Source organism: Paenibacillus sp. FSL R7-0189, from assembly GCF_037969925.1.
Lineage (GTDB): Bacteria > Bacillota > Bacilli > Paenibacillales > Paenibacillaceae > Paenibacillus_AQ > Paenibacillus_AQ odorifer.
In genome coordinates, this window is record NZ_CP150223.1 from 6,111,798 (window position 1) to 6,137,617 (window position 25,820).

Annotated in this window: 24 protein-coding genes; 5 read left to right on the forward strand and 19 right to left on the reverse strand. The window is 39.1% G+C overall.

Annotated elements, in window-relative coordinates; genetic code table 11:
- Positions 1-19: 19 nt before the first annotated feature.
- Positions 20-571 (reverse strand): GNAT family N-acetyltransferase, encoded by a 552-nt coding sequence (locus tag MKY63_RS26715; RefSeq protein ID WP_036678025.1) that lies wholly within the window; start codon positions 569-571, stop codon positions 20-22.
- Positions 572-975: 404 nt separating this feature from the next.
- Here MKY63_RS26715 and MKY63_RS26720 point away from each other — a divergent pair, with 404 nt between their 5' ends.
- Both MKY63_RS26720 and MKY63_RS26725 read left to right on the forward strand, forming a co-directional pair.
- Positions 976-1,779 (forward strand): DUF2935 domain-containing protein, encoded by an 804-nt coding sequence (locus MKY63_RS26720; protein ID WP_036678028.1) that lies wholly within the window; start codon positions 976-978, stop codon positions 1,777-1,779.
- A gap of 251 nt (positions 1,780-2,030) precedes the next feature.
- Positions 2,031-2,822 carry a hypothetical protein gene (locus tag MKY63_RS26725; RefSeq protein WP_036678031.1) on the forward strand — a complete coding sequence of 264 codons (792 nt, stop codon included), beginning with the start codon at positions 2,031-2,033 and terminating at the stop codon, positions 2,820-2,822.
- Between the two features lie 70 nt (positions 2,823-2,892).
- On the opposite strand, the gene MKY63_RS26730 is transcribed toward MKY63_RS26725, so the two are convergent.
- The 8 genes from MKY63_RS26730 to MKY63_RS26765 all read right to left on the reverse strand — a co-directional run bounded on the left by MKY63_RS26730 (position 2,893) and on the right by MKY63_RS26765 (position 11,764).
- On the reverse strand, positions 2,893-3,159 hold the full coding sequence (locus tag MKY63_RS26730; protein ID WP_036678034.1) for a CD3324 family protein: 267 nt from the start codon (positions 3,157-3,159) through the stop codon (positions 2,893-2,895).
- Positions 3,160-3,347: 188 nt separating this feature from the next.
- On the reverse strand, positions 3,348-4,742 hold the full coding sequence (locus MKY63_RS26735; RefSeq protein ID WP_339810459.1) for a protoporphyrinogen oxidase: 1,395 nt from the start codon (positions 4,740-4,742) through the stop codon (positions 3,348-3,350).
- A gap of 143 nt (positions 4,743-4,885) precedes the next feature.
- A complete protein-coding gene (locus MKY63_RS26740) occupies positions 4,886-7,489 on the reverse strand; it encodes an FtsX-like permease family protein (RefSeq protein ID WP_339810461.1) in 2,604 nt (867 codons plus the stop codon).
- A complete protein-coding gene (locus tag MKY63_RS26745) occupies positions 7,486-8,169 on the reverse strand; it encodes an ABC transporter ATP-binding protein (protein ID WP_076125806.1) in 684 nt (227 codons plus the stop codon). The genes MKY63_RS26740 and MKY63_RS26745 overlap by 4 nt, the downstream gene beginning before the upstream one ends.
- 95 nt (positions 8,170-8,264) lie before the next feature.
- Positions 8,265-9,266 (reverse strand): HAMP domain-containing sensor histidine kinase, encoded by a 1,002-nt coding sequence (locus MKY63_RS26750; protein ID WP_339810463.1) that lies wholly within the window; start codon positions 9,264-9,266, stop codon positions 8,265-8,267.
- The gene (locus tag MKY63_RS26755) at positions 9,267-9,950 is read right to left on the reverse strand and encodes a response regulator transcription factor (protein WP_036678046.1); all 684 of its coding nucleotides are present in this window, start codon (positions 9,948-9,950) and stop codon (positions 9,267-9,269) included.
- Positions 9,951-9,985: 35 nt separating this feature from the next.
- Positions 9,986-10,786 carry a GNAT family N-acetyltransferase gene (locus MKY63_RS26760; RefSeq protein WP_339810465.1) on the reverse strand — a complete coding sequence of 267 codons (801 nt, stop codon included), beginning with the start codon at positions 10,784-10,786 and terminating at the stop codon, positions 9,986-9,988.
- Positions 10,787-10,996: 210 nt separating this feature from the next.
- Positions 10,997-11,764, reverse strand: a complete 768-nt coding sequence (locus MKY63_RS26765) for an SDR family NAD(P)-dependent oxidoreductase (RefSeq protein ID WP_036678050.1) — start codon at positions 11,762-11,764, stop codon at positions 10,997-10,999.
- A gap of 257 nt (positions 11,765-12,021) precedes the next feature.
- Here MKY63_RS26765 and MKY63_RS26770 point away from each other — a divergent pair, with 257 nt between their 5' ends.
- Positions 12,022-12,630 carry a TetR/AcrR family transcriptional regulator gene (locus tag MKY63_RS26770; RefSeq protein ID WP_339810468.1) on the forward strand — a complete coding sequence of 203 codons (609 nt, stop codon included), beginning with the start codon at positions 12,022-12,024 and terminating at the stop codon, positions 12,628-12,630.
- Positions 12,631-12,733: 103 nt separating this feature from the next.
- On the opposite strand, the gene MKY63_RS26775 is transcribed toward MKY63_RS26770, so the two are convergent.
- The 6 genes from MKY63_RS26775 to MKY63_RS26800 form a co-directional block, all read right to left on the reverse strand.
- Complete coding sequence (locus MKY63_RS26775; protein ID WP_038570840.1) at positions 12,734-13,051, reverse strand: iron-sulfur cluster biosynthesis family protein; 318 nt, start codon at positions 13,049-13,051, stop codon at positions 12,734-12,736.
- 32 nt (positions 13,052-13,083) lie between these two features.
- The gene (gene ilvB, locus MKY63_RS26780; RefSeq protein ID WP_339810471.1) at positions 13,084-14,763 is read right to left on the reverse strand and encodes a biosynthetic-type acetolactate synthase large subunit; all 1,680 of its coding nucleotides are present in this window, start codon (positions 14,761-14,763) and stop codon (positions 13,084-13,086) included.
- A gap of 201 nt (positions 14,764-14,964) precedes the next feature.
- Entirely contained in the window at positions 14,965-15,423 is a 459-nt protein-coding gene (locus MKY63_RS26785; RefSeq protein WP_036678062.1) for a DMT family transporter, read from the reverse strand.
- A 40-nt stretch (positions 15,424-15,463) separates the two neighbouring features.
- Positions 15,464-15,889: a DMT family transporter gene (locus MKY63_RS26790; protein ID WP_036678064.1), complete on the reverse strand. Its 426-nt coding sequence runs from the start codon at positions 15,887-15,889 to the stop codon at positions 15,464-15,466.
- Between the two features lie 190 nt (positions 15,890-16,079).
- Positions 16,080-16,481 (reverse strand): NUDIX domain-containing protein, encoded by a 402-nt coding sequence (locus MKY63_RS26795; RefSeq protein WP_076105632.1) that lies wholly within the window; start codon positions 16,479-16,481, stop codon positions 16,080-16,082.
- Between the two features lie 56 nt (positions 16,482-16,537).
- Positions 16,538-17,767, reverse strand: a complete 1,230-nt coding sequence (locus MKY63_RS26800; RefSeq protein ID WP_339810474.1) for an MFS transporter — start codon at positions 17,765-17,767, stop codon at positions 16,538-16,540.
- A gap of 133 nt (positions 17,768-17,900) precedes the next feature.
- Between MKY63_RS26800 and MKY63_RS26805 the strand changes: the two genes are divergently transcribed.
- On the forward strand, positions 17,901-18,797 hold the full coding sequence (locus tag MKY63_RS26805) for a LysR family transcriptional regulator (protein WP_339810476.1): 897 nt from the start codon (positions 17,901-17,903) through the stop codon (positions 18,795-18,797).
- A 26-nt stretch (positions 18,798-18,823) separates the two neighbouring features.
- On the opposite strand, the gene MKY63_RS26810 is transcribed toward MKY63_RS26805, so the two are convergent.
- A complete protein-coding gene (locus tag MKY63_RS26810; RefSeq protein ID WP_339810478.1) occupies positions 18,824-20,587 on the reverse strand; it encodes an ABC transporter ATP-binding protein in 1,764 nt (587 codons plus the stop codon).
- The gene (locus MKY63_RS26815) at positions 20,580-22,121 is read right to left on the reverse strand and encodes an ABC transporter ATP-binding protein (protein ID WP_339810481.1); all 1,542 of its coding nucleotides are present in this window, start codon (positions 22,119-22,121) and stop codon (positions 20,580-20,582) included. Before MKY63_RS26815 ends, MKY63_RS26810 begins: the two co-directional genes overlap by 8 nt.
- Positions 22,122-22,451: 330 nt before the next feature.
- Between MKY63_RS26815 and MKY63_RS26820 the strand changes: the two genes are divergently transcribed.
- The gene (locus MKY63_RS26820; protein ID WP_339810484.1) at positions 22,452-23,252 is read left to right on the forward strand and encodes a polysaccharide deacetylase family protein; all 801 of its coding nucleotides are present in this window, start codon (positions 22,452-22,454) and stop codon (positions 23,250-23,252) included.
- 74 nt (positions 23,253-23,326) lie between these two features.
- Here the strand turns inward: MKY63_RS26820 and MKY63_RS26825 are convergent, their stop codons facing one another.
- Positions 23,327-24,469: a copper amine oxidase N-terminal domain-containing protein gene (locus tag MKY63_RS26825; protein WP_339810486.1), complete on the reverse strand. Its 1,143-nt coding sequence runs from the start codon at positions 24,467-24,469 to the stop codon at positions 23,327-23,329.
- Positions 24,470-24,537: 68 nt separating this feature from the next.
- Positions 24,538-25,698: a DHHA1 domain-containing protein gene (locus MKY63_RS26830; protein ID WP_339810487.1), complete on the reverse strand. Its 1,161-nt coding sequence runs from the start codon at positions 25,696-25,698 to the stop codon at positions 24,538-24,540.
- Between the last annotated feature and the right edge of the window lie 122 nt (positions 25,699-25,820).

Genomic DNA, 25,820 nt, shown 5'->3' on the forward strand with positions numbered 1-25,820 from the left:
ACTTCGAAATAATCCCCTTTTATGGATTCGATAATTTTGATTGGTTACTAAATGTAAAAATCATCTTTAATTCATCATCATATGACTTCCCGCATTCCTCTAAATAACTATCACCAGTGTATTCTTTTAAAGTTTTCCTCCAAAAATGCTGTGCTCTCCCATTTGTGCCCGTGGGATTTGTTTGCAACTCCCAGTTACCCAAATGAAGCTTAAAGACTTCCTTAGCTGCATATTCAGCAATTCCCTTGCCACGGAAGGGCCGTAGAATAAAAAATTCATTCAAATAGAATTCACAAGCAGACGGTGTGTAAGGCGGTGTAGCAACTAATGCAAATCCTACTGGAATATCATTTTCTTTTATTAAATAAGGATACAAAACGCCAGCTTTCTCCCACCAAATGTCGAAGACTTTATTCTGTTCCTTCAGTGTCTGTGTCTCGTCCTCCTCGAATACCCCGTATTGATTAGGAATCGTCCCCCATATTTCTGATAGATCGTGTAAGTATAGTGGGTAGAGGTTGTTAATAATAAACTTCGAGGCACTATCAGTTAAGGTGATTGTGATATTCATATCGTTACCTTCCTACCTTCTATCGAATTTTTGAATATATTAATGGAGATCACTCAAATAACATTCTGTATCATTATCTTTTGTATACTCTGTAAGTACTTTCCGTTAAAATATTATGGCAGAATAACTTTTTATCTTCAACGGTTCAGGAACAAACTTAATCTCCATCATCCCCCACAATTTCTTCTCCATAATTACTTCTTTTCTCAGTATAATTACGACCTCGCTCTAGTTATATGCCATATTCGATTAGAATTAATTTTTATATAATGTCACCATTTATATTTGATAATTAAGTTAAGCGTACCTGTACTTCTATATACTCGACTCGCCTTAACTTCTGCGGATATAGTACAAACCTCTAGCATATTATAATTGTATAAAAATGGGAGGTGTGCTCAGATATGCCGGATCCTTTTGTTTCGAGATCTCTAGATGAAATACGATTCTGGTCACGAATCATGAAAGAACACTCTTTTTTTCTTAAATTAGGGTTTCGTTGTGAAGACACGCAACTAATTAATGAAGCAAACCATTTCTATGCCACATTCGAAGCCATAGAGAATAGATCACTCGGATTTACTGTGGATTCTGATCCAGCAGTAATACGGAAGTTTAATGAGGAAGTTCATAGTGCAGCTTCACATATCTGGGCGTTCAAAAGAAAAATACTAGGTCTAATTCTACAATGTAAGCTTCCAGGCGGAACGAACTTCCCCTTATTAGTGGATCATGTCAGTAGGGAAGCCAACTATTTTCGAAATCGACTGGAAGAACTGAATCAGGGTAGGTTAGATCCTTTACCAGACGCAATTATTAATGAAAATGTATTCTTCCTACGTATAATGGCAGACCATGCTAAATTCATTGGTCATTTATTGGACCCTTCTGAACGTCAACTTGTTGAACAAGCAAGAAATTTCAGCCATGACTTTGATGTTTTGCTGTATCAAGCTATTGATCTTAGCTCCATGCGTCCTCAATCCCAAACCAAACCCCTGCTCAGTCAGCAACTTGACGAGAATAAAGTCTCAGTTAAATCTCTCCGTGACTTTAAGAAAACGGCACGAGATCTTATTGAGGAATGTCGAATAAAGAGCATCATCCATCCATTGCTTGCGGATCATGTATTCCGAGAAGCAGAACGATTCCTGTATATAATTGATGCATTTGAAGCCTCTTTGAATATGAATAAACAAATCGTATAGCATTACATATTTAATGGATAGGGCGACAACTTGTATCAAAAAATACAGGTTGTCGCCCTATCTATCTTTATATTTGACTACATTTAATTCAGTAATCCATTCCCAATCGATGTATAGAGATTTAAAGCACAAAAAGTAGTTGGTATTTGAGAAAAAACACTTTATAGTAAAACTCAGGGAGGAATAGTAAGTTTATGGAATACGGGATTGCTACCAGTAAATACAAAATCAATAGATAAGGATGATTGAAAATGAAAAGGTTTGGTCGATATTTGATACTATGCACTATGGTTATTGCTCTATTAATGCCATCCACTGTGTTTGCTGCTGATAAGAAATTGCTCAACGAAGCGAGTATTACTTTGTCTAGTGATGTTATTCCCGTGGGTGGAACCACAAAAATAAAAGTTCGCTTACTAGCCGAAATGACCAGTCTTACATATGCAAAATTGACACCTGAAGTTTCTGATGAATCTATACTTACCATTGAATTGGATGGTTACTCAGATTATATTATTACAGGAGTTCAAGAAGGTTCTGCAGAAGTAGTCTTCAACATTCCTGGTTGGTCTGAAGAAAGATTCCCTATTACCGTTCTATCTGAGGCAGATTATGAAGAAAAGATGAAAACGCCACAAGAAGTAATAGATTTCACAATCTATTCTAATCAAATAGCAGCGATTTTTAAATTTGACGAAATTGCCTCTGAGGCATATGTAAAGAACAGAATAGATACAGGTAACAATAGAAAACAACGCTATACAGCGTTTAATAATGTGATCATTCCTAATTACACTAAGTTGGTAATAGAGGCGAAAAAGATCAAAGCACCCAATACAGAATTGCAGGCGTTACATGAAATCTATTTAAAAGCGATTAAGTTGCAATTAGAAGCAATGACAATGATGAAAGAAGCACTATACAAAACAAAGGTTTCTAGTACAGCTATTAATGCCGCAAATAAAAAGATGGATGAAGGCGTGAAGTATGAAGGACAGTTTGTAGATGGGATCAATAAATATCGGAAAAAATATGGTATTTAAGATTAAATTATAATCAAATTCCAAAAACCACGTCAGAGTTTCCTCTAACGTGGTTTTTTTGGATGATAAGCTATTTTTTTGAATAAACAATTTTCTTGATACTATCTCTAGAAAGGCAATATTCATCTGAAAGCTGGTCAACCGTTGCACCAACAGCAAATCTTAGACAGATTTCGATATTTCTAGATCTTAAGTATTTTCTGCCCCCTGATTTTTCGCCCCATTTTACATGTGATTCTTCTGGCTTAGGGATATAAACCATACCACCGTTGATATATTTCTGAATTTCCTCTAATAATTCTTTTGGGAAAATCGTATCTGCATTTACATATTTCATAATCGCTCTGCTCCTTAAACTTTTTAATGAGTTTGAAGGTAGCAAAGTCTATTCTGTAAACAACCCATGCACACTGCACTAGCGGTAAACTCAATTTTTCGCTCTATACAAACAACCGCCGTTGTTTATAAGTCTAGACTTTGCATAGAGCTGATCGCTAATCTTCTCACGATTGTACACCCTCCTTTTTATTGTGTAGTTACTTGTTCCAAAATACGCTCAGCTGTCTTTTCTCCATTCGCAATACAATCCGGAATACCAACTCCATAATAAGAGCATCCGGCAAGGATAACATTAGGATACCTATCTGTCATCTTCTTCTCTAAGGATACTACAATTTGATGATGAAGTTTATGGTAATTTGGCATTACATCATGCCATTTGGTCACATCATAGGTAGCTGGCTGTCCTGTTATCCCGAGACTGGTCTGTATATCTTTCAAAGCCACCTTCAATAGTTCCTCTTCAGATAGCTTGATCAACGAATCATAATGAGGGTTTGAGCTCTTATAAAAGAGTCTAACAAGCAGACGCTGTTGTCCTGACGTATGCTCCCACTTGCGACTTGTCCACGTACACGCATTACATAGGACATCATCGCTGTTGGCAGTGATGAACCCTGTGCCATTCGCAGGCAACTGACTATCAGGGATATTAAATCCTAAATATACACTAATCATTGAACTATTATATAACTGATTGAAATCTTCATTTAGTTCTTCGTCTTGAAGTAGCGCTTGTGCTGTAGAATGCATCGTTCCAAGTACGACAACATCGGAGTCTATGATTCGTCCATCTGCCAAAGTTACCCGGTACTGCTCTCCACGTTTCTCAATTCTCTCGGCACGAATCCCTTTGATGATCTCCGAATTAGAAAGATGTTCTTCCATAGAGTCGATCAAGGCAGATACACCTCCCTTGAATGACATGAACTTCTTATCACCATTCCCTTGAAATTTGGCTTTATTTGCGGATAAGCCTTGAATAATACTGCCGTATTCATTCTTATAATCAATCAAATAAGGCAGCGTTGAGGCAATTGTAAGTTCGCTTAGCTTCCCGGAATATACACCTGAAAGAACCGGTGAAATTTGCTTCTCGACAAGTTCTTTTCCAAAAAAAGCTTCTAGAAAATCACCCACGGAATCGTTTTTCGTAAACTTATTATTGGGAGTGTAGAAATCTTTGAGTGCTTCAACCTTTCCTTCAGCTGAGATCAGTTCTGTTGTAGCAAGCGACTCCATACTGAGCGGAATGCCAAAGACTGCATCTTTAGGAATTTGCTTCAGTTTACCTTCTGTATAAATAAAGGATATTCCTGTCGCGTTATATACAACCTCATTTTGTATACCCAACTCTTCAATCAGAGGTGCAACATTCGTTTTACGGGTGACAATAGAATCTGCCCCAGACTCCATAATGAAGTCTTCTTGTTTTAGTGTCCTGATTTTACCGCCCAGTCTATCGCTGGCTTCAACCAAAACGATTTTTACATCTAGCTTGTTATGCTCTATAGATTTCTGTAAATAGTAAGCGGTAGACAATCCAGTAATTCCCCCGCCAATCACGACAACTGTTCTCAATTCGTTGACACCTACCTCGTGGTTATAATCTGTTCAATTCAATTGTGTACATTATATCATAGGAATTTATAAGAATTTACATACCAACGTGTCAGATATGACACAAAAAAGCCGCGTTAAACGCGGCAATGATGGGCTAAGAGTTATATATTTTCCTGTTTCAATGCATCGATAATGTTCTCTTTTTTCACTTTTGAGCTTGAATATAACATGGCTGCACCAACGATGATAAACACTGCCAATATGACACACAAGATACTCATCCACGGAAGTGTGAATCCATAAGAGAAGCTGCTCATCATTGATCTATAGATCAAGTACATAATAACTATACTAATCGGAAGCCCATATAGTAATGACTTTATTCCATAAAAAACACTTTCGTAATTAATCATTTTATTAAAACCATTTGGCGTCATGCCCACAGACTTCAGCATCGCAAACTCTCTTTTACGAAGAGATATGCTGGTTGATATCGTATTAAAAATATTCGCAATTGATATTAAAGTAATCAAAGCAATAAAACCATAGGTGAAAATAGACATTAACATGATCATCTGCTCACTATTTTGTCTATTTTGATACACATTTTGAACATAGATATTCCGCTCTTTCATTTCCTCTATGGCTTGTTGTGTTGCTAATGGGTTTGTGCTGTTCAAGTTAAGCCGGCTTTGAATATCTTTGCTCATCGCATCATTTGTTAGTTTATCGAAGACTTGTTCAGAGACGATGATGTTTATTCCACCAACCATTGCTGAATGTACTCCCATTGGACGTTTATCAGTTAGAGCGACAATTTTTACTGGTGATAAATCCGTCTCTTTTTTGGTATCCCAATCCGTATAAATAAGCTCAAGCTTTTGGCCGACTTCAGAGTGAAAAGCTTTGGTCTCAACAATTTTTTTAGCTTTCTCATCCTCAAAGGTAACCGTATCATTCACAATAGCAGTCATCTGATCAAGCTTCGTTAGTTGTTCATAATTTATACCGACCGTTTCTGCATAGGTTTTCAAACTCTGTTCATTTAGTGCATAGATCTGAATATAGTAAGGATATTTCCCGTTCTTTAGAACACTCTTATCCGCCTGCACAATCTCTTGCAATTCTTTTGCCATATTTTTCTCATCAATCCATGAACTCACACTGAGTTCCCTAGTCACATTATATTCCGTTATATTAGGTAATTTGGATATCGAGTTCGTCAACCGGTCCACTTTTTGAGCGTCCTCAGTCCCCATATATACTTGGATATCATAGTTCAAACCATCCTGTGAGAGTTCTACCGATCTTCTCATATTAGAAGTGAACGCTGATACAGATAAAAATAAAACAATACTAATGACAAGTGAGAACACGGTTGCTTGGTACCTGCGTTTATTTCTCTTTAAATTCTTCAAACCAATTTCTGCTTCAATACCAAACAATCTGCGCACGAACTTGGATGTTTTCACCGCTTTACCTGAGAGCTTAACATCGGTTGTTTGTCTGATCGCATCAATTGCCGAGATCTTTGAAGCCTTTCTGGCTGGAAGATAGGTGGATATAAAAATTGTCAGTATTGAAACTAAACAAGCGGTTAGTAGAGACAGAGGTGTAACAATCAGCGTTAATCTCTCAGTTATCCCTAATACATCTTGAATCATCGAATTGATAAACATAAAAGTGATCCCGATGCCTGCTATACCGCAAATGATCCCAATTGGAATACTAATTAAACCGATAATCATTCCTTCAAAAAACACTGAATTCTGCTTTTGCCACTTTGTAGCCCCTACACTGGAGAGCATCCCTAAATGACGTGCACGCTCCGAGACAGAGATCGCAAAAGCATTATAGATTAAAGAAACGGAACCAATGATAATCACAACCATAATAATTACTGACAATGAAAGAAGTGTGTTACGTAAGCCATCGTTATTCGTCACACCATAATAGCGGAGCAGACTATTATTATAAGAGATCGACTCGATCTTATTTTCTTTTGCCAATTCCTCTGCATGCTTGTATATGGAGCTGTCCACCTTTTTTAATACAACCGTCGCTGTGGTTTTTTCAGCTGCTCCAATCATGCTTTCATCCACATAACTTATGGCAGTATAACCCGGAGACCATGTTGGTTCCCAAGTAGGACGTTTTATCACTCCCACAATCGTATAGTTCATTGATTTTTTATGAATAATCTTTTCAAGCAGGGTATCCTCTTCAGTCCGTAATCGTTCATTCTGAGATAGGGGTTGGCCACTATTTTCATCATCGCTAGTGACACGTTCACCCACATCAAGCGTTAAAGTTTCACCAATCTTGTAAGAGACTTTTGCATTCTTTGCAATCTCCTCAGAAATGACTACTTCGTGGTTTGTCTTCGGGAGTCTACCTTCCAGCAGTTCAATCGGAAATTGTTTAAAACCAGCTGCATTATATTCCTTGATATACCAATAGGGTTTATTCTCATTTTTCCCACCCTCTAAAGGGGCGTAGCCACGATCGTTAGAGATCACTAGGGCTTTTGTCGCATCATCTGTTTCTATCGCTTTGAGCTGAGCTTTAGTAACATTTCTATATTGGACATGCCATTCTCCATTTGTTGAGATACTTTGCTTTTTCATTAATTCCATAAAAGAAAAACCTAACGTCGCCACAGCCGTTACCATAGCTACTGAAATGATGACTCCAATGATAGTAACCAATGTTCTTCGCTTATTCTGTTTCAAATGTCTTATAGTTAATTTGTTTACGATATTCACGGACGAATCACCTCATCTTTAGCGATCCTTCCATCTTCAATAGTAATGACCCGATCTGCTTGCAAGGCAATACGTTCATCGTGAGTAATCACAATAAGTGTTTGATTATACGTTTTATTAAACATTTTTAATAATTCAATAATTTCACTGCTATTCTTGCTGTCTAGATTACCAGTTGGCTCATCTGCCAGCATAATTGCAGGGTTACTAATTAATGCTCTGCCTATGGATACCCGCTGCTGCTGTCCGCCTGATAGCTGATTCGGCAGATGGTTTAAACGATTTTCCAAATTTAACGCCTTCACGGTATCTGCAAATTGCTTCTTATCCACTTTATGCTGATCGAGCAGCAACGGAAGTGTGATATTCTCTTCAACCGTCAGCACCGGTATGAGATTATAGAACTGATAAATAAGACCAATTTGTCTGCGTCTAAAGATCGCCAGCTGTGTTTCATTCAAATCATAAATATCCGTGTTATCTACAAATACTTTACCACTTGTCGGTCTATCCACCCCACCTAATAAATGCAGAATAGTTGATTTTCCTGAGCCGGATGGTCCAATAATCGCTACGAATTCACCTTTTTTAATTGAAAAAGATACGTCATCCAGAGCCTTTACTGCGGTCTCGCCTTTACCATATGTTTTAGACAGATGTTCAATCTTTAAAATATCCATTGTTAGACCCCCATTTGTTGATGAGATCAGTATATCTGTCTACAATGACTCTTCAGTGACTCTTAAGTGACATTCTAGTCACTAAGCCATAAGTGTTAAATCACTTGCTTGTAAAATTTGATCCGAAATTGTGTACCCTTTCCTACTTCACTCACCACATCAATCGTGCCGTTTTGTTCAGTGATAATACTTTGCGCCAAGGCAAGTCCAATTCCAACGCTGTCTTCGTTTGCATTTGTACCCTTGTAGAATCGTTTGAAAATATAGGGGATCTCTGCCTTAGGAATTCCTTTGCCATTATCAGTAATGACAATTTCCGTGAACAGCGTGTTTTCTGCAAAAGAAATCGTAATCTCTCCCCCAGCAGGTGTATGCTCTACACAGTTTTTCAGAATATTAATCATCGCCTCAGTTGTCCAATTGTAATCGCCTATGAATGAGGTAGCGTCTTCACCTTCGATTAGGATCCGTTGCTCCTTAATATCCATTGAAATCAGTATGGGCTCCATAGATTTCTGAACAAGCTTCTTTACTTTTATTGAATCTTTTTTAAATTGAATGGTTCCGGCATCGATCTTAGAGAACTTTAATAATGAAGAAACCAGCCAGCCAATCCGATCGAGCTGAAGGCTGATTTTCCGCGTAAATTCTATTCTTTTCTCAACGTCCAGATCAGGATCACTTAATAAATCTGCCATCACGGTCATGGAGGTAAGTGGTGTTTTGAGCTGATGGGAGATGTCGGAGATCGCATTGGTAAGCTTTATTTTATCCTCTTGCAAAAGCAAACGCTGCTCCGATAACATCAACGTCACCTTATAAATATCATTTTTCAGAATACTAAGCTCGCCTTCCTGATTATCACGAACATCGAGCGAATAATTACCGCTGCTAATTTGACGTAGATACCCTGAAAGCTTCTCAATTTCGCGGTATCTCCAGCGGGTAAATAATAAACAACAACCTATAAGCAGAACTGAAGTTACCGCCGTGATCCCCATCGCTGCTGATGAAATAAATGCCGTTACTATAATCGCCAGAAGGCTGATCGTAGACATCGTTAGTAATAACCATCTAAATTCTCTGTTTCGTAACATCTAATCACCAACCTTATACCCTAAACCGCGTACTGTTTTGATTAAGGTGGGCTCTTGCGGGTTATCCTCTAACTTTTCCCGTAAGCGTTTAATATACACAGACAATGTATTATCATTTACAAATTCTCCGGCGACATCCCAAATCCGCTCTAACAATTGATTTCTGGAAAGGACTTGTCCCACATGATTAGCAAATATCAGAAGCAGACGATATTCTAATGCTGTTAGCAGAACTTCATTGCCGTTCTTATACACTTTTCCTTCTAGCGTATTAATCCGTACATTCTCTAGTTCAAAATTAGACGGGGTCTGAGCCTGCTTGTTATATCTCCTTAACACCGATTTAATGCGTGATAACAGCTCACGAATCCGAAATGGCTTAGTTATGTAATCGTCTGCTCCCATATCAAGTCCCATCACTACATTGACCTCATCATCAATCGCAGTTAAAAAGATGACCGGAATATCGCTCCGTTCCTTCACGATCTTACACAGATCATATCCGCTGCCATCCGGTAGAGAGAGATCAAAAATGCAAAGTGTTACTTCAGATATCTGCTCCGCCAACACCCTCCTAGCAGAGGTTGCATCATAACATAAAATAGTTTCAAAATGATCCTGCTGCAAGGAATATTCAAGTCCTGACGCAATGGTTCTATCGTCCTCTACGAGCAATATTTTCATATATGTTCATCCTAACCTAATAATTTGCGAAACCGTCATATTGAAAAAGCGCTACACTTATATTGATGAATTTGCTGAAATCCTAAACGAAGAGCTAGCTTTTGGGAAGCTTCATTATCTAATGAACAGTCCCAATAAGGTGTAAAACCATTTGCAAGTATATCTCCCGCTACTAAAGCCGCTAAATGGGTCCCCACTCCTCTATTCTGATACTTGGAGAGGGTTTCAATTCCGATAGCATGAGTATCCACAGTAACGAAACTAGAATAACATACACCAATGATCTCAGCTCCCTCAATAGCAGCATATCCATAGCCTGTTGCCTTAAAGCCTTTTTTCGATGACCAGAATAAATCAATATTCTCATGTACAAATTCCATGTGCTTTAAATCTAAGTTCTCCCAATCCTGTATTTTAAGATTTATAGTTCTAATCCCATTATTAAGGGACTCAGCGGGCTTGTGGAATAACTTGAACACCATTTGTTCAAAAGGATATAGCTTCCTAGAAGGAAACATCAATGCCAGATTCCATTCATCGTGTTGACCTGAGACTTCAAAATACTCCAGCCCAAGCTTTTTCATCCTCGGTGCAATATGACTGGATACATAACTATCTAAGCTTTTGATAAATATCTCATTGGTGTGATCGCCTATAATATAAAATCCTTGCATCCCCTTACTCCATACCAACGCGCTTTTCGGTGTTACAAGTTGATCTACAAAAATCCAGCCCGGATTATTTCCCTCGATGATGGAGAGAATTTCAGGATGAATAAGAGCACCTGTAAGTAACGGTTTCACTTCAATAAAATCCTGTTGAGATAATTCAAGCATATGAACACTCCTCGCCAACAATTTATCTAAATAACTGAGCAATACTTAAAAGAATAATTCCCCTTTGTATATTCTATAAGATAATTCAACAGATTGCTTATTATTAAATCCGATCCGGGTATCCTAAATAAAAAAGAATTGAACCCAATGCTTAACGCACAGGCCCAATCCTTTATTTGGAGTATCCATAATGACCGAAATCAGCTTGCATTATTGACCTATCATACCACCGTCGACTGTATATAGAGAACCCGTTACGAATGAAGCCTCATCCGACAGAAGGAAGTTCATCACAGCGGCAACTTCTTGCGGTTCACCGTAGCGACCCATTGGTGTTGCAGCTTCGTTAGCTGCCTTGTATTCTTCTGCACTTCCGAAATTATTCTCAATTTTACGCATCATTTGTGTATTGATCGTTCCTGGCAGTACCGCATTAACACGAATGCCAAGTGGTGCAAGCTCATTTGCAGCTACGCGAGTCAGACCAATTACAGCATGCTTAGACATAATGTAAGGGGCCATGCCTGGTGCGCCCATGAGTCCTGCCAGAGAAGAAGTGTTCAGAATAGCACCTGAGTTTTGTTTTTTCATCACAGGAATTACATAGTGTAGTCCAAGAAATACACCACGTACATTGACGTTGTATACAAGATCAAGTGCTTTGACGTTAAGCTCTTCGATTTGACCTGCTGGACCTTCAATTCCGGCATTGTTTGCAAAATAATCAATGGCACCAAATTTTTCTACCGCTTTATTAACATAATTCTGAACGTCTTCTTCATTAGAGACATCCGCAGCTACAGCTAAAGAGTTAGATTCATTTAAGCCTAAATCTTGGATAACATTTTTTATCGCTTCTTCATTCAGATCGACAAGTACAAGATTCAGTTTACGATCAGACAATCGACGGGCAAGCTCCTTACCGATTCCTCCTGCAGCTCCAGTAATTACAGCAGTTTTTACATATGATTCACTCATTGTATATTCGCATCCTTTGTTATGAATTGGCTATATATTATAGTCTTAGGAGATGGGATAACCTATCTCTATTACTAGAGTACACCCCATTAGTTAATCTGTTCAATAATCAGAATTTTAATCAATGTCGCCTAACCAACAGAACTGATCTCTGTGTTTACTTATGTCTAAATCTTGAACATTGGCTGATCTTTTGTTACTTTTAAAGTAGGAATTATAAATGAACGATAAAAAGATCATAGCTGGGGGTAGTTTTTTTGATACAGGAAGAGCATGAAGACAGAAGAACCAGAAGAACACGCCAAGCTCTGAAATCTGCATTCATTGAACTAATATTGGAAAATAGTTATGATTCAGTTACGATATTGGACGTGACTAATCGAGCGGATTACAATCGAGGGACTTTTTATAAGCATTTTGAGAGTAAAGAGGCTTTGCTTAAGGAAATACATGATGAATTTCTACAGGGCATAGGTGAAGCGCTAATAGACCCTTATGAGGGATTGGATCGTATTGAGGCAACAGAGGTTTTCCCTTCCATTTTGCAATTGTTCGAATATATTGAGGGGCATAAAGCTGAGTTTTTGGCCTTATCCGCTGTGGAACGAGGGAAAATGACTGTTGAACTGTTCGACCGTTTACGGGAATCCATGCGTGAGGATATGCGTATTGAGATAGAAGCTGATGCTGCTCCCGTGGATTATGAAATTATGTTGAGTTACCAAATGTCTGCTACAGTAGGTGTCATTATGCACTGGGCTGAAGTCAATTTCAAATATTCGGCGAGCTATATGGCAGAACAGTTAATTACACTGGTTAACAGCAAAATAGACCATATAGCGTTTATGAAAAAATCAAATGGATAAGAAACGAAACGCAAGCAGCTAATACGGAAACAAAAATTCAAGAAACCAGAGCATTGAGAGATGATCTCAAATGCTCTGGTTTTTTAGTGTAGCAGTGCTCTACTCAGCGAATATCTTTTACTCGAATATTATTTCCTAACAGACTGGCATCACTACTTAATTTAAATGTAGGGTAATTTGCATCTGCTTCAAGTCGCATCTGTTCATCAAATAAAGATTCCTGTTGACGATCAACAAAAAATGTAAAAGGCTCTTTCTGAACTTCAATATCTGTAGCATAGGGTTCACTAATGATCTGAATTACGATCACGCCATTACAACCACACCCCTCTGTATCGAAGAACAATTTAAAATCACCTGGCCGTTCCCCAAGGTTTTCTTTTAACTTATCTACTGTTAGTGCGTTTAGTTCTATGTGCATAAGATACTCTACTCCTTATTTTGTAATTTAGACTACCCTTCAATCGATTCATCGTTGCTTGCCCCAGGCGGGACAATTGGATAGACATTTGTTTCTTCGATGACATCAAATTCCATAATAGCAGGACCTTCGGTATTCATAGCATGTTGGATTATGGCTTTAGCCTCTTCTTTAGTGCTGGCTTGATAACCTTGTGCACCAAAGGATTTAGCGAGTGCGGCAAAGTCAGGTGAACTAATCTGTACGGCTGAGTATCTTTTGTTCAAGAATAGTTCCTGCCACTGACGCACCATTCCTAAATAACCATTTTTCAAAATAACTACTTTTACATTGAGCTGCAAATCTACAGCTGTCATGATTTCCTGCATATTCATTTGAAAGCTTCCATCCCCACTTATACATACAACCTGCCGTTCCGGAAAAGCAACTGCTGCTCCAATAGCTGCAGGAAACCCGTAACCCATAGTACCCAATCCTCCAGAGGTTAGAAAGGTACGCGGCTTTTTAAAATTATAGTGATGTGCTGTCCAGATTTGATGTTGTCCTACATCCGTGGAAATAATAGCATCGGAGACAGTTGCATGATCAACGTACCGAATAACGTCTTGAGGTGTCAATCTCGATTCATGATGATCTCTAAATGGTTGAATTGGACATCTGCTCCATTCATTGATCTGGTCATGCCATTCAGGAATCTTTCTATCTGATAAGCGATTAAGCATTTCCTGTAATACGTTTGTTATAGAATCACAAAGAGCTAGATCCATCTCTATATTTTTATCAAATTCAGCTTCATCTATGTCCACTTGGATTTTATACGAATGAGGAGAGAACGCTCTGCGTTTTCCTGTTACACGATCACTAAATCTGACGCCTAGACAAACTAGAACATCAGCTGCTTGTATAGCGCGGTTCGCGGCCACCGTTCCATGCATACCTACCATTCCTAAGTGCAATGGATGATCAGATGGAAACGCCCCTATACCCATCAGAGTAGAAGCAACTGGAAGATCGAGACGTTCTGCCAAATTAAGCAATAAGGAAGGGGTTTCACCTGCTACACATCCCCCGCCGATCAATAGTAAGGGTCTGGCAGCATTCCGAAGTTTCTCCGCCATCGTATCCAAGTCATTCCCATTAGACTGATTAGCAACTGAATATCCACGAATAGAAACAAATGATTGTTGTTCGGGAATTTCGTATATTATTGGAGTTGTGTCCATCATAACATTTTTAGGCAGATCAATAAGAACTGGGCCAGGACGTCCTGTAGTTGCCAAATAAAAAGCTTCATCAATGATGCGTGGGAGATCACTCTTATTCATTACTATGTAATTATGCTTCGTGATGGACATGGTCATGCCATAAATATCAACCTCCTGAAAGCTGTCTAATCCAATCATATCCGTGGGGACCTGACCAGTTAGTACAATCAGTGGAATGGAGTCCATAAAAGCTGTCGCTATTCCAGTTATAGCATTGGTGGCTCCAGGACCACTAGTTACGAGTGTAACGCCTACACTTCCAGTCGCTCTCGCGTAACCATCTGCGGCATGTACTGCAGCCTGTTCATGCCGTACTAAAATATGCTCTAATCCTTCACAATCGAACAATGCATCATATACAGGCAGTACGGCCCCACCGGGGTAACCAAAAATCGTTGAAACACCTTTCCTCAATAACAAGTCTACTAACAATTCCGCTCCCGACATTAGATAATTTCTCCTTTCCTTCTATGCTCCAGATTTACTGCTTTGGCAAAGTATAAATCGATTTTCTTCTCCTCTCGTGTGACTGCCATCACTTCTAATTTGACAGTCATGCGTCCGAGAATAGGTTATCCATAACAAAAAAAAGCATGAACCCTATGGGTTCACGCTTACAAATTTATTAGCTCTATTTAGAGGATTGATTTAAGCCGACTTTTGAGTCTCCCGGGCACCGCCTAGCTTAAACACTAGAATACCGCCAACAATCACAAGTACTCCGACCAACTGCTTCCAAGTGAAAGGAACCTTCTCAAGCCCTAACCAGCCGAGGGAATCCCACAATAAAGCGAATCCAAGCTGAGAGATTAACACGATAGAGATCGCATAGGTTGGTCCAAGCCGCTTGGTCCCTTGCACGAGACAGATTACAACTCCCACTCCGATCAATCCGCTGATCCAATACCAGGGCTCCATGTTTCGCAAAGTAAATATACGGTTGCCTTCAAAGATAAGACTCATGATAAAAGAAGCCAGAAATCCCATGCCTAACACTAATGTCGTTGTAGCCCAAGATCCAACCTTCTCATTAACCTTCGTATTAAATATATTTTGCAGGCTCACTAGTGAGCCCGCGATAAGCGCTAATATCAAACCTATAATCATAACTTCATTCCTCCATTTATCGATTGTCCATCAGGATCATTTAGAATTTCAGGATCACGACGCCAGCAATCATTAACGCGATACCGATAAATTGTGGCAGTCTCATCTTTCGTTTTTCCATCCCGAACCAGCCTTTAATATCGATGATGAAGGTCAAGCATAGCTGAGCAATCAGCAATGTGGATATCGTAAACGTTACACCAATCTGCTGAATAGCTGTTACCTCACTGAAAATAATGACTGCGGCAAAGGCGCCGCCAATCAAATATAAAGGTTTTACCTGTTTAAAGCCCTGTGATTTGCCATCTCGGACGAATAGCAGGATTAATAAGGACATTATAAACCCAGTTAGCTGTGTAATTGTCGCAGCTTGCCAAGTCCCAATATCTTGACTAATTCGAGCATTAGATACTCCTTGCAGAGTGATACAAGCCCCCGCTAAAAACGCAAATATAATTCCTCTCATTTCTCTCTCTCCTCAACTTCGATCTCTTACATATTAAAAAGCAATTCAGGCCTTTAAAAAAGGACATCTGTCCTAAACCAAAATAAACGATGTTGTTGCCCCTATAAGCCTTTCATATATTTTCAAAAAAAAGACCGCCTCAAGCCATCTCTTAGGCTTAAAACGGGCTTTCAGAACTTTAAATTGTGGATTAGGAAAGTAATTTATGCTCATGCAATTGATCAAAAATGATCTGTGTAACGACTGAAACACCATTTCGATCCTTATAAGATAACCAGGATAACTCTTCGATTTCCGACGCAGGACTAAGTGTACCTTCAAAATCGGCGATATAACATGTCATTTTAACTATGACGCCTTCAGCTTTACCGTGAGCTTCCGCTTCAAAGGTTCCAAAATAGGAGATGGTTTCTGTTTTAATACGAACAGAGATCTCTTCCTCGATTTCGCGCACGAGCGTCTCCTCGTCTGTTTCTCCAGCTTCTCTTTTTCCTCCAGGCAAATAATAGGTATCTTTCCCTTTGGAACGCGCACACAAAACTTGTCCATTCTGAATATGAATCCATGCAATTTTATCAATGATTGTAGTCATACAGTTCTCCCCATATTTTTTTCTAATAATTATATCATACAGCCAAGACCATCTATTTATACAACGTCTATATTTGATTTTTGTATGTGCAGCTTAGCTTTGGCCTGAGGTACATGATGAAGCAAATAGTACGCAGCAAGAGAAAGAAGTGTTACTCCCCCCGCAACCTCATACATCATTCGGTAATCCGTATAAGAAGCAATTAAACCCATGAAATACGAGCCCGCTCCATAACCCAAATCAAATAACAAGAAAAAGGTCCCATTCGCACTACCTCTACGATCTTTAGCCGCTAATTTAAGCGCAAGAGTCTGGAAACATGGCATAAGTGCACCATATCCAATTCCCATAATGACACCAGACATCATTAACATCAAACCAGACCGAGCTTGACTTAAACTAAGCAATCCAACGGCGAAGATTAGAATTCCGGGATAGATGAGAATATGCTCATTATATTTATCGAATACTTTACCTATAACCGGGCGAAACAATACAATCATAATTGCAAAAGCCACAAAAAAATAACCAGTAAGCTGTGATTGATGAATTTCTTTCGTAAAAGAAGCTATAAATCCAGACAAGGAGCTGTAGGAAAAAGCAAGCGTAAATCCGACAAGTGATATCGGCAAGGCTTTCGGCTCGATTACGTCTCTCCAGCGAAGCCCTTTTCGCGTCTTAGCAGGTTCCTTAACAGCTTCAATAACGTTAGCCTTATCTTCTTTTGGCATCCGAACACCTAACGTGAATAACAGCGAAAGAGCGGCAATCACACACACGCCTAACAGTAGTACATTAATATTCTCATCTTTCCAGAGAAAAAGACCCAATGCGGGTCCAATGACCATAGCAATGCTCATAAACATGCTAAAATAACCGATGCCTTCTCCTTGACGTGAATAAGGAATTAGCGTCGAGGCTATTGTACTAGTAGCTGTCGAGGCAATAGCATAACTCATTCCGTGAAGGAAACGAATTACCAGGAATAATACAATTCCATTAGATTCGAAGTAACCAATACAGGCGATTAGAAATATGGTTAGCCCAATAACCGCCATTTTCTTTTTGCCGAATTTATCGACCCATTGTCCCGAAAAAGGACGGATCAATACTCCCCCTATTACATAGATAGTAATCGCTAACCCCATTTGCTGCTGATTCCCGTGTAAGCTTTCCTTAACGTATAACGGGAATGCAGTTGCCAGAATGTAAAAGGTCAGGAACATAAAAAAACTACTTAAGCAAACAACAATAAAATTCCGGGTCCATATTCTCTCTCTAATCACAACAGACTCTCTCCATCCTACCTATAACTTTTTATATGTTACAATAGTATAGGACTGAAAATTAATTAAGTAAAATACATATTATATGATCGATAGATCACATTAGAGTTATAAGTAAAGTGAGGTTTTTGTTATGGAATTCCTTCAGCTTCAATATTTCCAGGCAGTTGCACGCCATGAACACATGACTAAGGCCGCAAAAGAATTAAATGTATCTCAGCCCTCCCTTAGTAATTCCATACAGCGTTTAGAGAAAAACTTAGGTGTTCCCTTATTCGAGCGACAAGGCAGAAATATAAAATTGAACGAATTCGGCAAAACCTATCTGCAACGTGTCGAGCAAGCTTTTATGGAACTTGAAGAAGGACAGCGTGAGCTCACAGATATGGCTGGACTTGAACATGGTGTAATTTCTATTGCGGCCACACTCCCGTATGTATTGCCCACTTTACTAAAAGAATTTCTTACCCTTCATCCGCATGTACGGATCATCCAACGCCAGCTTGGCTCTGCGTTAGAAATGAGAAATGATTTAGAGAGTGCAGCGATTGATTTTTGCATATCATCTACACCTGTTACCGGACCAGATATTGAGTGGCATACCTTAGCAGAAGAAGAATTATGTTTAACTGTGCCCAAGAATCATCGCTTTGCTAATCGAAAGAGCATTGCTTTGATAGAAGCTGCAGGTGAGAATTTCATTTCTTTATCTTCTAGATATAATTTCCGTGAAATTTCAGATGAATTTTGCCGACAAGCTGGATTTGAACCTCAAATTACGTTCGAGCTTGAAGAAGTAAGCGCCATTCAAACCCTAGTAGAAATGGGACTAGGAATCACCTTCACCCTCCCTCTCTCCTTAGGCAGAAGAAGTCAAAATACCGAAATTGTTCAATTAAAAATAACAGAACCACTATGTCAACGCTCTTTTGGCATCGCATGGAGCAGAAAGCACTTTTTATCGCAAGCAGCTATACATTTCCGGAAATTTGCTGTGGATTTTTTTAGTAAACCTCATGAATATAATTAAGGTAAAAACTACTATGCTAAGCATTTTTAGTTATACCAAGATGATTGTAAAGCGTACATATCTGCATAAATCCCTTTATTATTTATTAAGTCTTGATGCTGCCCCACTTCAGCTATACTTCCATTATCAATAACATAGATCGTATCAACATTTTTCGCCCAGCCCAGTCTATGTGAAATGAAGATCGCAGCTTTATCTTGGCAGATATCTAATAATTGTGTATAGATCTGCATCTCAGCATTCGGATCAATCGCAGAAGTAGGTTCGTCAAACACTATAAGATCAGCATCATTATATAACGCACGCGCTATCGCCAGCTTTTGCCACTGTCCGCCTGATAGCTGCCTGCTTCCTTCAAGCATTTGACCTAACCTTACATCTAGTCCCCCTAATTCGTAAAACAAATCCATCAGCTCACATTTTTCCAGAATACTTAGTATTTTCACATCGTCCGGCGAAGATTTGGCATCACCCAACAGGATGTTTTCTCTTAGTGTCATTTCGAATTTAATAGAATGCTGGTACACGACGGATACTTTACCTTGAGGTTCTGGACTGTCTTTCCAGTAAATAGATCCAGAACTAGCAGTGTACTGCCCTAATAACAATTTGATCAAGGTAGACTTTCCTGCTCCATTTTCTCCAACGATGGCTATTTTCTCACCGGGCTTTATGACCATATTGATGTTAGATAAAACATACTTACTGGATTTGGCGTATTTAAAATAGACATTTGAAACGGTAATAGGAAGCATAGCTTCAGAGCTGTTATTGATATTATTTTTTCGGAAATCTCTATTTTTATAGGTAAGCACTTCATTTAAGTCATATAATTTACTGCTGCTGATGTAAAGCTTGCTTAGCGGCCAAGTCAAACTCATGATTTTACCACCACAAGTTAACAAAGCCAGAAATAATACTGAGATTGTCCCCACAGTAACTGTATTTGACTCCCCCATTTTACTTAACAGATAGACCAATACGATAAAAATAGCACTCGTCTGAACCATAGCCACAATCATCCCTGTTTTGATTTCGAATTTCCTCGCACTATACCTTTTATCATGCTGCTTCTTCATAAGCTTTGCCCAGAGATCCGTAAAATAGGAGATAGCGTTATAGATTCGCATTTCCCTAATCGCATTAGGATCTTCCAAAGTTACAGCTAGATAATCCCCCATTCTTCCGTCAAAAGTAAGCTCTCGCCCTGTTCTTCTAACTTTAATCTCAGTAAACATTCGAAAAGATAAAGTAGATACGATCATTAAACCCACCACCAGTGTGACTAAAAAATATCCACTTGTAGCAGATAACCAGATGATACTTATAAGTCCTGAGATATTTCCTACACTGGACACCAAAAAACCAGTAATTCCCTCTAAATCTTCTCCAACTATTGTTTTAGCTCTTTGCAGCTTGTTCCCAAACTCTTCATCATCAAAATCCTCAAAGTCAACTTGGTTTGCAATATCTATCAGCTCGGATTGGAAAGCGAGAGTTAGTTCCGCATTCATTCGACTTTTTATTATGTTGGTTATACTCAATGAACAGGCTTGTACTCCATGAATTAAAACAAACCATAGAATCGGAATAAAGGTTATCGCACCAGCAGCTACTGCATTAATGATATGAACTTGAACAGAATACGAGTAAAAAGTTAATAATCCACTGATTACAGGAACTATGATCGTTATTGTTGAGATTACGGGACTTTTTCCAATCATCCGTGCCAGTATCGTTAAAATATTCTTAAGGTCTCTTCTCAGCAGAATCTCTCCTTTCTCAGCCATATAAAGAGGACTGGCGGTTAAACATTCCCCTGTACTTACCATCCAATATCATTAATTCTTCATGTGTTCCACTTTCAACGATTTCTCCATGCTCAAACAGAAAAATTCTATCAACGAATTTGGACATATATAGCCGATGTGTCACAATAATGGAGGTCTGCTGCTCTCCTAATTTCATAAAGGTTTCAAACGCCTGCTGTTCCGCGTAAGGATCGAGGGCTGCAGTAGGTTCATCAAAAATCGTAAGCGAGCCGTTGTTGAGATATGCACGTGCAATCGCAAGTCTTTGCCATTGTCCACCAGACAGATCAATCCCCCCAAACTGTGGACCTACTAAAGTGTCCAACGCAACACCATAAGAATCGGCTTCTGCTTTTCTCATCGCAGCTAATAATCTTGAATCGTCATACATGGCAGCAATATTCCCCATGGCTATGTTTTCTCGAATTGGTCTATGTAATTTAGTGAAATCCTGAAAAACAACTCTCACACCCTTTGTGACGTTATGAGCCAGAACTTCCTGCTTTCCATTAAACCACTGGATGTTTCCCGCTGTTGGATGATATAACCCTGCTATCAGCTTGATGAGCGTGGATTTTCCTGAACCATTCTCACCTACAAAAGCAACTCGTTCACCAGGTTTGAGGGTCATGTTTATATTTTTAAGCGTGTCCTGTGCATTGGTTGCATAACGATAATTCAACTGCTGAATTGTGATCTGCATCGCATCGGTATTCCTTATGGAATCTTCCGGATCTCTTTGAACTTGCTCTTCAAGTTCCAAATACGCACTATACTCATTGAAGCGCACGCGACTTTTGGTCAGATCAGAATACATCCTTGTTAGCGCAGGTATGACAATAAATATTTGACTAGATATTTGAAGTAATAATACGAAAAGTCCGGCGCTCTGCCCTCTACCTCCAAGCGTAATTGCTAAAATAGCAATCGTAAGCCCGTTTAATAAAATCATAATTATACTTTGGGAGAAGCTTAAGGTCTCAGATAAAATAACTTTTCGGTGCATTTGTTTGAAATTTCCATTGAAGAGCTCTTTCATTGTGCTAACCAAGTAGGAGGACATTCCGTACATTCTTACTTCCGGGAGGGTATTTCTACTAACCAGCAAATCAACGATATAATTAATCATTCGTACAGAGGAGGTTTGATTCGCTGAATTGGCCTCTACTTTCCGAGACATCCATCTGATGAGGTAAAGCTGCAGAATTTGTACAACTAAAATGAACACTGCCAGGATATAAAAGCCATAACAGGATAGGACTACGATAAGTGCGATTAATGTTATAAAGTGGATTGTCACTCCGGTCCATTGATCTAATAAATCGATCAGGGAAAGCCGTTTTGCTTTTTCTCTAATCGTTTTTGTTGCGGGGTCTTCTAATAAAGCCGTCGATAATTTAGAGGTCTTAGCCAAAATACTATGTTCCAGTTCATAAATACTGGTTGCCGTTAAATTGGTTACAGAAATGGCTCGAAGAGAACCATTGATGCCAGCCAGATATAAAATTAACATCAGTGAACTTACCAATAGTAAGATATGTAGGTAGGCGTTAGTCGTGAAGTTCTGAATGAGGTCAACCACATATTTCGTTATGAACAGCTCTGCAAATAGAATTGGTGGGCTCAGCAGGTTAGTGATAAAATATAAAAGTGAGTTTCTTTTGTCTTTTACATAGAGTAGTTTTACAACGTAGAGAAAGTCAGGCAGATAGCATCTCTCCTTAAGTGTATATTTTTCACTGAAAACTCTTTCATTTTTAAACGTGGAATCTGATTATAACGTTAATTGCTTATAATTGGAAGAAGTAATTTCGAGCTTACCAAATTATAGGAGTGTGAATTCATGAAACTTCAATTCAACTTATTCCCAGGCGGATTATCTAAGGCGCTCACTATGAGCTATGATGACGGCCAGAAACACGATATCCGCTTGGCTGGTATTTTTGATCAATATGGAATCAAAGGGACCTTCCATTTAAATAGTGCAATGATCAATGCACCTGGGTTCTTATCGCCCGCTGATGTTAAGCATTCGCTCAGGAATCATGAAGTGTCCGCCCATTCCGTTACTCACCCACATCTAGAGCGTCTTCCTTTACCGATGGTAATTGAAGAGCTGTTCGAAGACCGTAAACGATTGGAAAAGCTGGTGGATTATCCAGTGCGAGGCATGTCCTACCCCTACGGTACATACTCTCAGGAGATAATTGCACCACTTCAGTCCGTTGGAATTGAATACAGCCGCACTGTTCACTCTACTAAACAATTTGATATGCCTCTTAATTTCATGGAATGGCATCCAACCTGCCACCATATTGAAGATCTGCATCAGGTTTGGGAGCGATTCACAATGGAAGGACCCTCCCAGAAACTAAGACTCTGTTATGTTTGGGGCCATAGTTATGAGTTCGCACAACAGAACAATTGGGAGCTAATCGAAACTTTTTGCCAACAAGCAGGTGGACATTCAGATATTTGGTACGCTACTAATATTGAGATTTATGATTATGTCACTGCCCTGTCTTCACTGAAATTAAGTGCCGACAAAACGATTATCCGCAACAATTCTGCCATAGATGTTTGGGTATCTATAAATGATCAACCCGTTCAGATTAAGGGTGGAAGTATGATGACAACGAAATAATCATAAATACATAAAAAAGAGCGATGTTCAACATCGCTCCTTTTTTGTACTAATTATATTGATGTGATTCCGAATTATTTCGTTAGAAGTGTATATGTCACTGTTTTTGCTTTTTCCTCAAGGATTGGCGTATAGGTGAATGTCAGCACATTCCCCTTACGGCTTTTCATCCCTAACATTCTGCTCAGAATGTATTGATCTCTGCCATCATTTACTTTATCCCATTCTTTACGATCCTCACTAGTAATCAGTTGTTCACTGAGATTGACGATTTCTCCTGTACTGCTGTAGACAATATATAATTGTGTTGTATCTAATAAGCGAACAAGTGCCACATCCTCCGCGGCGTACTCCACTATGAAATCACCGGTTGCCCCGGTTAATTTCTCCATCTCAAACAACTTGCCCAAACCGCCATCCTTAGTAATATACTGAACATTCTTCCCATCGGTCATATACACCTGAGTGGAAGGTACTTGAGGCGCATGTGGATAAGCAGAAATCATATAATGATAATCCATTTGCTTAATTATTGTACCTGCTTGAACTAATACCTGATAGCTGTTGCTGAAATCATTAAACATTGCATAGTGATTGTCCGTTAACTGGAGTAAGTCCGTGCCATTTCCAAGTTTTTTAATCTCAAATCCATGATTGTAAGCTGACTCCTTAAGGGGTAGTTGGCCAATAATTACTGGTTTCCCGGCTGCCGTAGCCCGGTAATATAAATTAGCGTTTTTTTGAGATATCCAATAGGATCTACCTTCTACAGAAGCAGCAACAAATCTAGGTTCATCTACGATTTGGATAACCCCATCCGTTTTATTAAGCGCGGTTTTACCCCCGAGTACACTGACTGCAGAGACCAATGGCAAGTACAACGAACCTTTTATGATACGAGGAGATTTTGTTAATGCCATCGCTGCCCCGTTCACTTTTGACGTTGCAGTACCCGCGGTGAAGATGACTTCACGCTCTGGACGTACCAGCTTGGCCATTTTGGATTTTTGATCCCACGATAACGTATAACCCATAGCATCTGCAAGTGATTTCAAGGGTACAAAAGTTATATTCTCCGCGATCACTTGTTTACTGCTGATTCCAATTTCTTTATAGTTAAATTGAATTTGCTTGTCTGCTTGCGCAGATACCGATCCATATCCAGTACTTAAAATCAAAACAGCAAAGATTCCTAGCGTTACCTTCCATTTAATCATTTCTATCCGTCTCCCTCGACATTATAATCATATGTAATTAGACGGAAGATAATGGAAAAAGTTTCTTCTCACCCTCTAGCAAACTCATAAAATGCCAAAGCATCCTCCCAAGTTGGGAATCCTGCTTGCGCCAGTTTATCGCTGCCCCCGCCTTTACCATTATAGCTGCCTAGATGAGCTTTGAAAAAAGCTCCACAGGAAATCTCCGTGCTCCCGTTCTGCGCAAACACAACCTTATTCTCCGCAGAAGTAGCTAATAATACAGGAAGATCACATTTCGAAGTCAGCTTATTAGCTAAGCTCTGTAGATCTTTTAGCGATTTATCTTCAAATACTTGTGCGATCATCTTTCCCGCTTGCTCATTTAAAAGCTCTTGCACAACATAGTCGTCATTTTTTTCTTTAAGCAGGTAAATTTCAGCTTGCAGCAGCTTTTGTTCATTTTCCCATTTTTCAATTCGATCAATAATCTCATCTTTGCCTGTGTTGAATTTGGAAGACAGTGTTCCAAGGATTTGCTGATTAGTATTAAATTCCTCTAAAGCACGATATCCACATTTAAAATAAATCCGTGTGTTCCCTTTTATTTTCTCAGCTTTCAAAAGCTTAATTATCCCAATTTCACCTGTTGAGGACACATGTGTCCCCCCACAAGCGTTGTATTCAACATCTTTGATCTCAACAATCCGGATGTTCTCTGTCACTTTTGGCTGTTTAACCAATTTAAGCTGTGCAGCCTCTTCCCCTGTTACAAAATAACTGAGAATATTGTGATTTAAGTAAATCTGCCGATTAACTTCTCTCTCTATGGAGTACAGTTGATCAGCAGACAGTTCAGAAACTTCTATATCAATAGTGCAATAGTCCTCACCTAAATGAAAGCTTAAGGTCATAAAGTTATGTTTTTCTAGACAAACCGCTGAGAGCAAATGCTGGCCACTATGCTGCTGCATATGGTCAAATCTTCTATTCCAATCAATCTGACAAGTTACCGATTCCTCATTAGGTAAACGTTCCAGCTTATGCAGTACAAGCTCTTCCTCACTGATTACATCAAGCACAGGAATTCCCTGAATAGCTCCAAGATCACAGGGTTGTCCACCACCATGCGGATAAAAAGCCGTCTCCTCCAAAAGAACATAAAGCCCATCTTCTCGTTCTATGGTTTCAGTCACACGGGTTTGCCAATCAGTCTGGTATGTAGAATTGTAATATAGTTTGTTGGTCATAAATGGTTTCCTCTCTTTTTTACGTTATCGACATATTAAGTTTATAGTATCATAACGGATAGTTTGAATCTTATTATTTCAAAAAAACCAGCTCCACGCAAAAACTGCGTAGAACTGGTATA

What these genes read in the sequence shown, in the direction of transcription:
- MKY63_RS26715 (WP_036678025.1), bottom strand. Translation starts at nt 571, where the DNA reads ATGAATATCACAATCACCTTAACTGATAGTGCCTCGAAGTTTATTATT.
- MKY63_RS26720 (WP_036678028.1), top strand. Translation starts at nt 976, where the DNA reads ATGCCGGATCCTTTTGTTTCGAGATCTCTAGATGAAATACGATTCTGG.
- MKY63_RS26725 (WP_036678031.1), top strand. Translation starts at nt 2,031, where the DNA reads ATGAAAAGGTTTGGTCGATATTTGATACTATGCACTATGGTTATTGCT.
- MKY63_RS26730 (WP_036678034.1), bottom strand. Translation starts at nt 3,159, where the DNA reads ATGAAATATGTAAATGCAGATACGATTTTCCCAAAAGAATTATTAGAG.
- MKY63_RS26745 (WP_076125806.1), bottom strand. Translation starts at nt 8,169, where the DNA reads ATGGATATTTTAAAGATTGAACATCTGTCTAAAACATATGGTAAAGGC.
- MKY63_RS26750 (WP_339810463.1), bottom strand. Translation starts at nt 9,266, where the DNA reads ATGTTACGAAACAGAGAATTTAGATGGTTATTACTAACGATGTCTACG.
- MKY63_RS26755 (WP_036678046.1), bottom strand. Translation starts at nt 9,950, where the DNA reads ATGAAAATATTGCTCGTAGAGGACGATAGAACCATTGCGTCAGGACTT.
- MKY63_RS26760 (WP_339810465.1), bottom strand. Translation starts at nt 10,786, where the DNA reads ATGCTTGAATTATCTCAACAGGATTTTATTGAAGTGAAACCGTTACTT.
- MKY63_RS26765 (WP_036678050.1), bottom strand. Translation starts at nt 11,764, where the DNA reads ATGAGTGAATCATATGTAAAAACTGCTGTAATTACTGGAGCTGCAGGA.
- MKY63_RS26775 (WP_038570840.1), bottom strand. Translation starts at nt 13,051, where the DNA reads ATGCACATAGAACTAAACGCACTAACAGTAGATAAGTTAAAAGAAAAC.
- ilvB (WP_339810471.1), bottom strand. Translation starts at nt 14,763, where the DNA reads ATGTCGGGAGCGGAATTGTTAGTAGACTTGTTATTGAGGAAAGGTGTT.
- MKY63_RS26785 (WP_036678062.1), bottom strand. Translation starts at nt 15,423, where the DNA reads ATGATTATAGGTTTGATATTAGCGCTTATCGCGGGCTCACTAGTGAGC.
- MKY63_RS26790 (WP_036678064.1), bottom strand. Translation starts at nt 15,889, where the DNA reads ATGAGAGGAATTATATTTGCGTTTTTAGCGGGGGCTTGTATCACTCTG.
- MKY63_RS26795 (WP_076105632.1), bottom strand. Translation starts at nt 16,481, where the DNA reads ATGACTACAATCATTGATAAAATTGCATGGATTCATATTCAGAATGGA.
- MKY63_RS26805 (WP_339810476.1), top strand. Translation starts at nt 17,901, where the DNA reads ATGGAATTCCTTCAGCTTCAATATTTCCAGGCAGTTGCACGCCATGAA.
- MKY63_RS26810 (WP_339810478.1), bottom strand. Translation starts at nt 20,587, where the DNA reads ATGGCTGAGAAAGGAGAGATTCTGCTGAGAAGAGACCTTAAGAATATT.
- MKY63_RS26815 (WP_339810481.1), bottom strand. Translation starts at nt 22,121, where the DNA reads ATGTTAATTTTATATCTGGCTGGCATCAATGGTTCTCTTCGAGCCATT.
- MKY63_RS26820 (WP_339810484.1), top strand. Translation starts at nt 22,452, where the DNA reads ATGAAACTTCAATTCAACTTATTCCCAGGCGGATTATCTAAGGCGCTC.
- MKY63_RS26825 (WP_339810486.1), bottom strand. Translation starts at nt 24,469, where the DNA reads ATGATTAAATGGAAGGTAACGCTAGGAATCTTTGCTGTTTTGATTTTA.
- MKY63_RS26830 (WP_339810487.1), bottom strand. Translation starts at nt 25,698, where the DNA reads ATGACCAACAAACTATATTACAATTCTACATACCAGACTGATTGGCAA.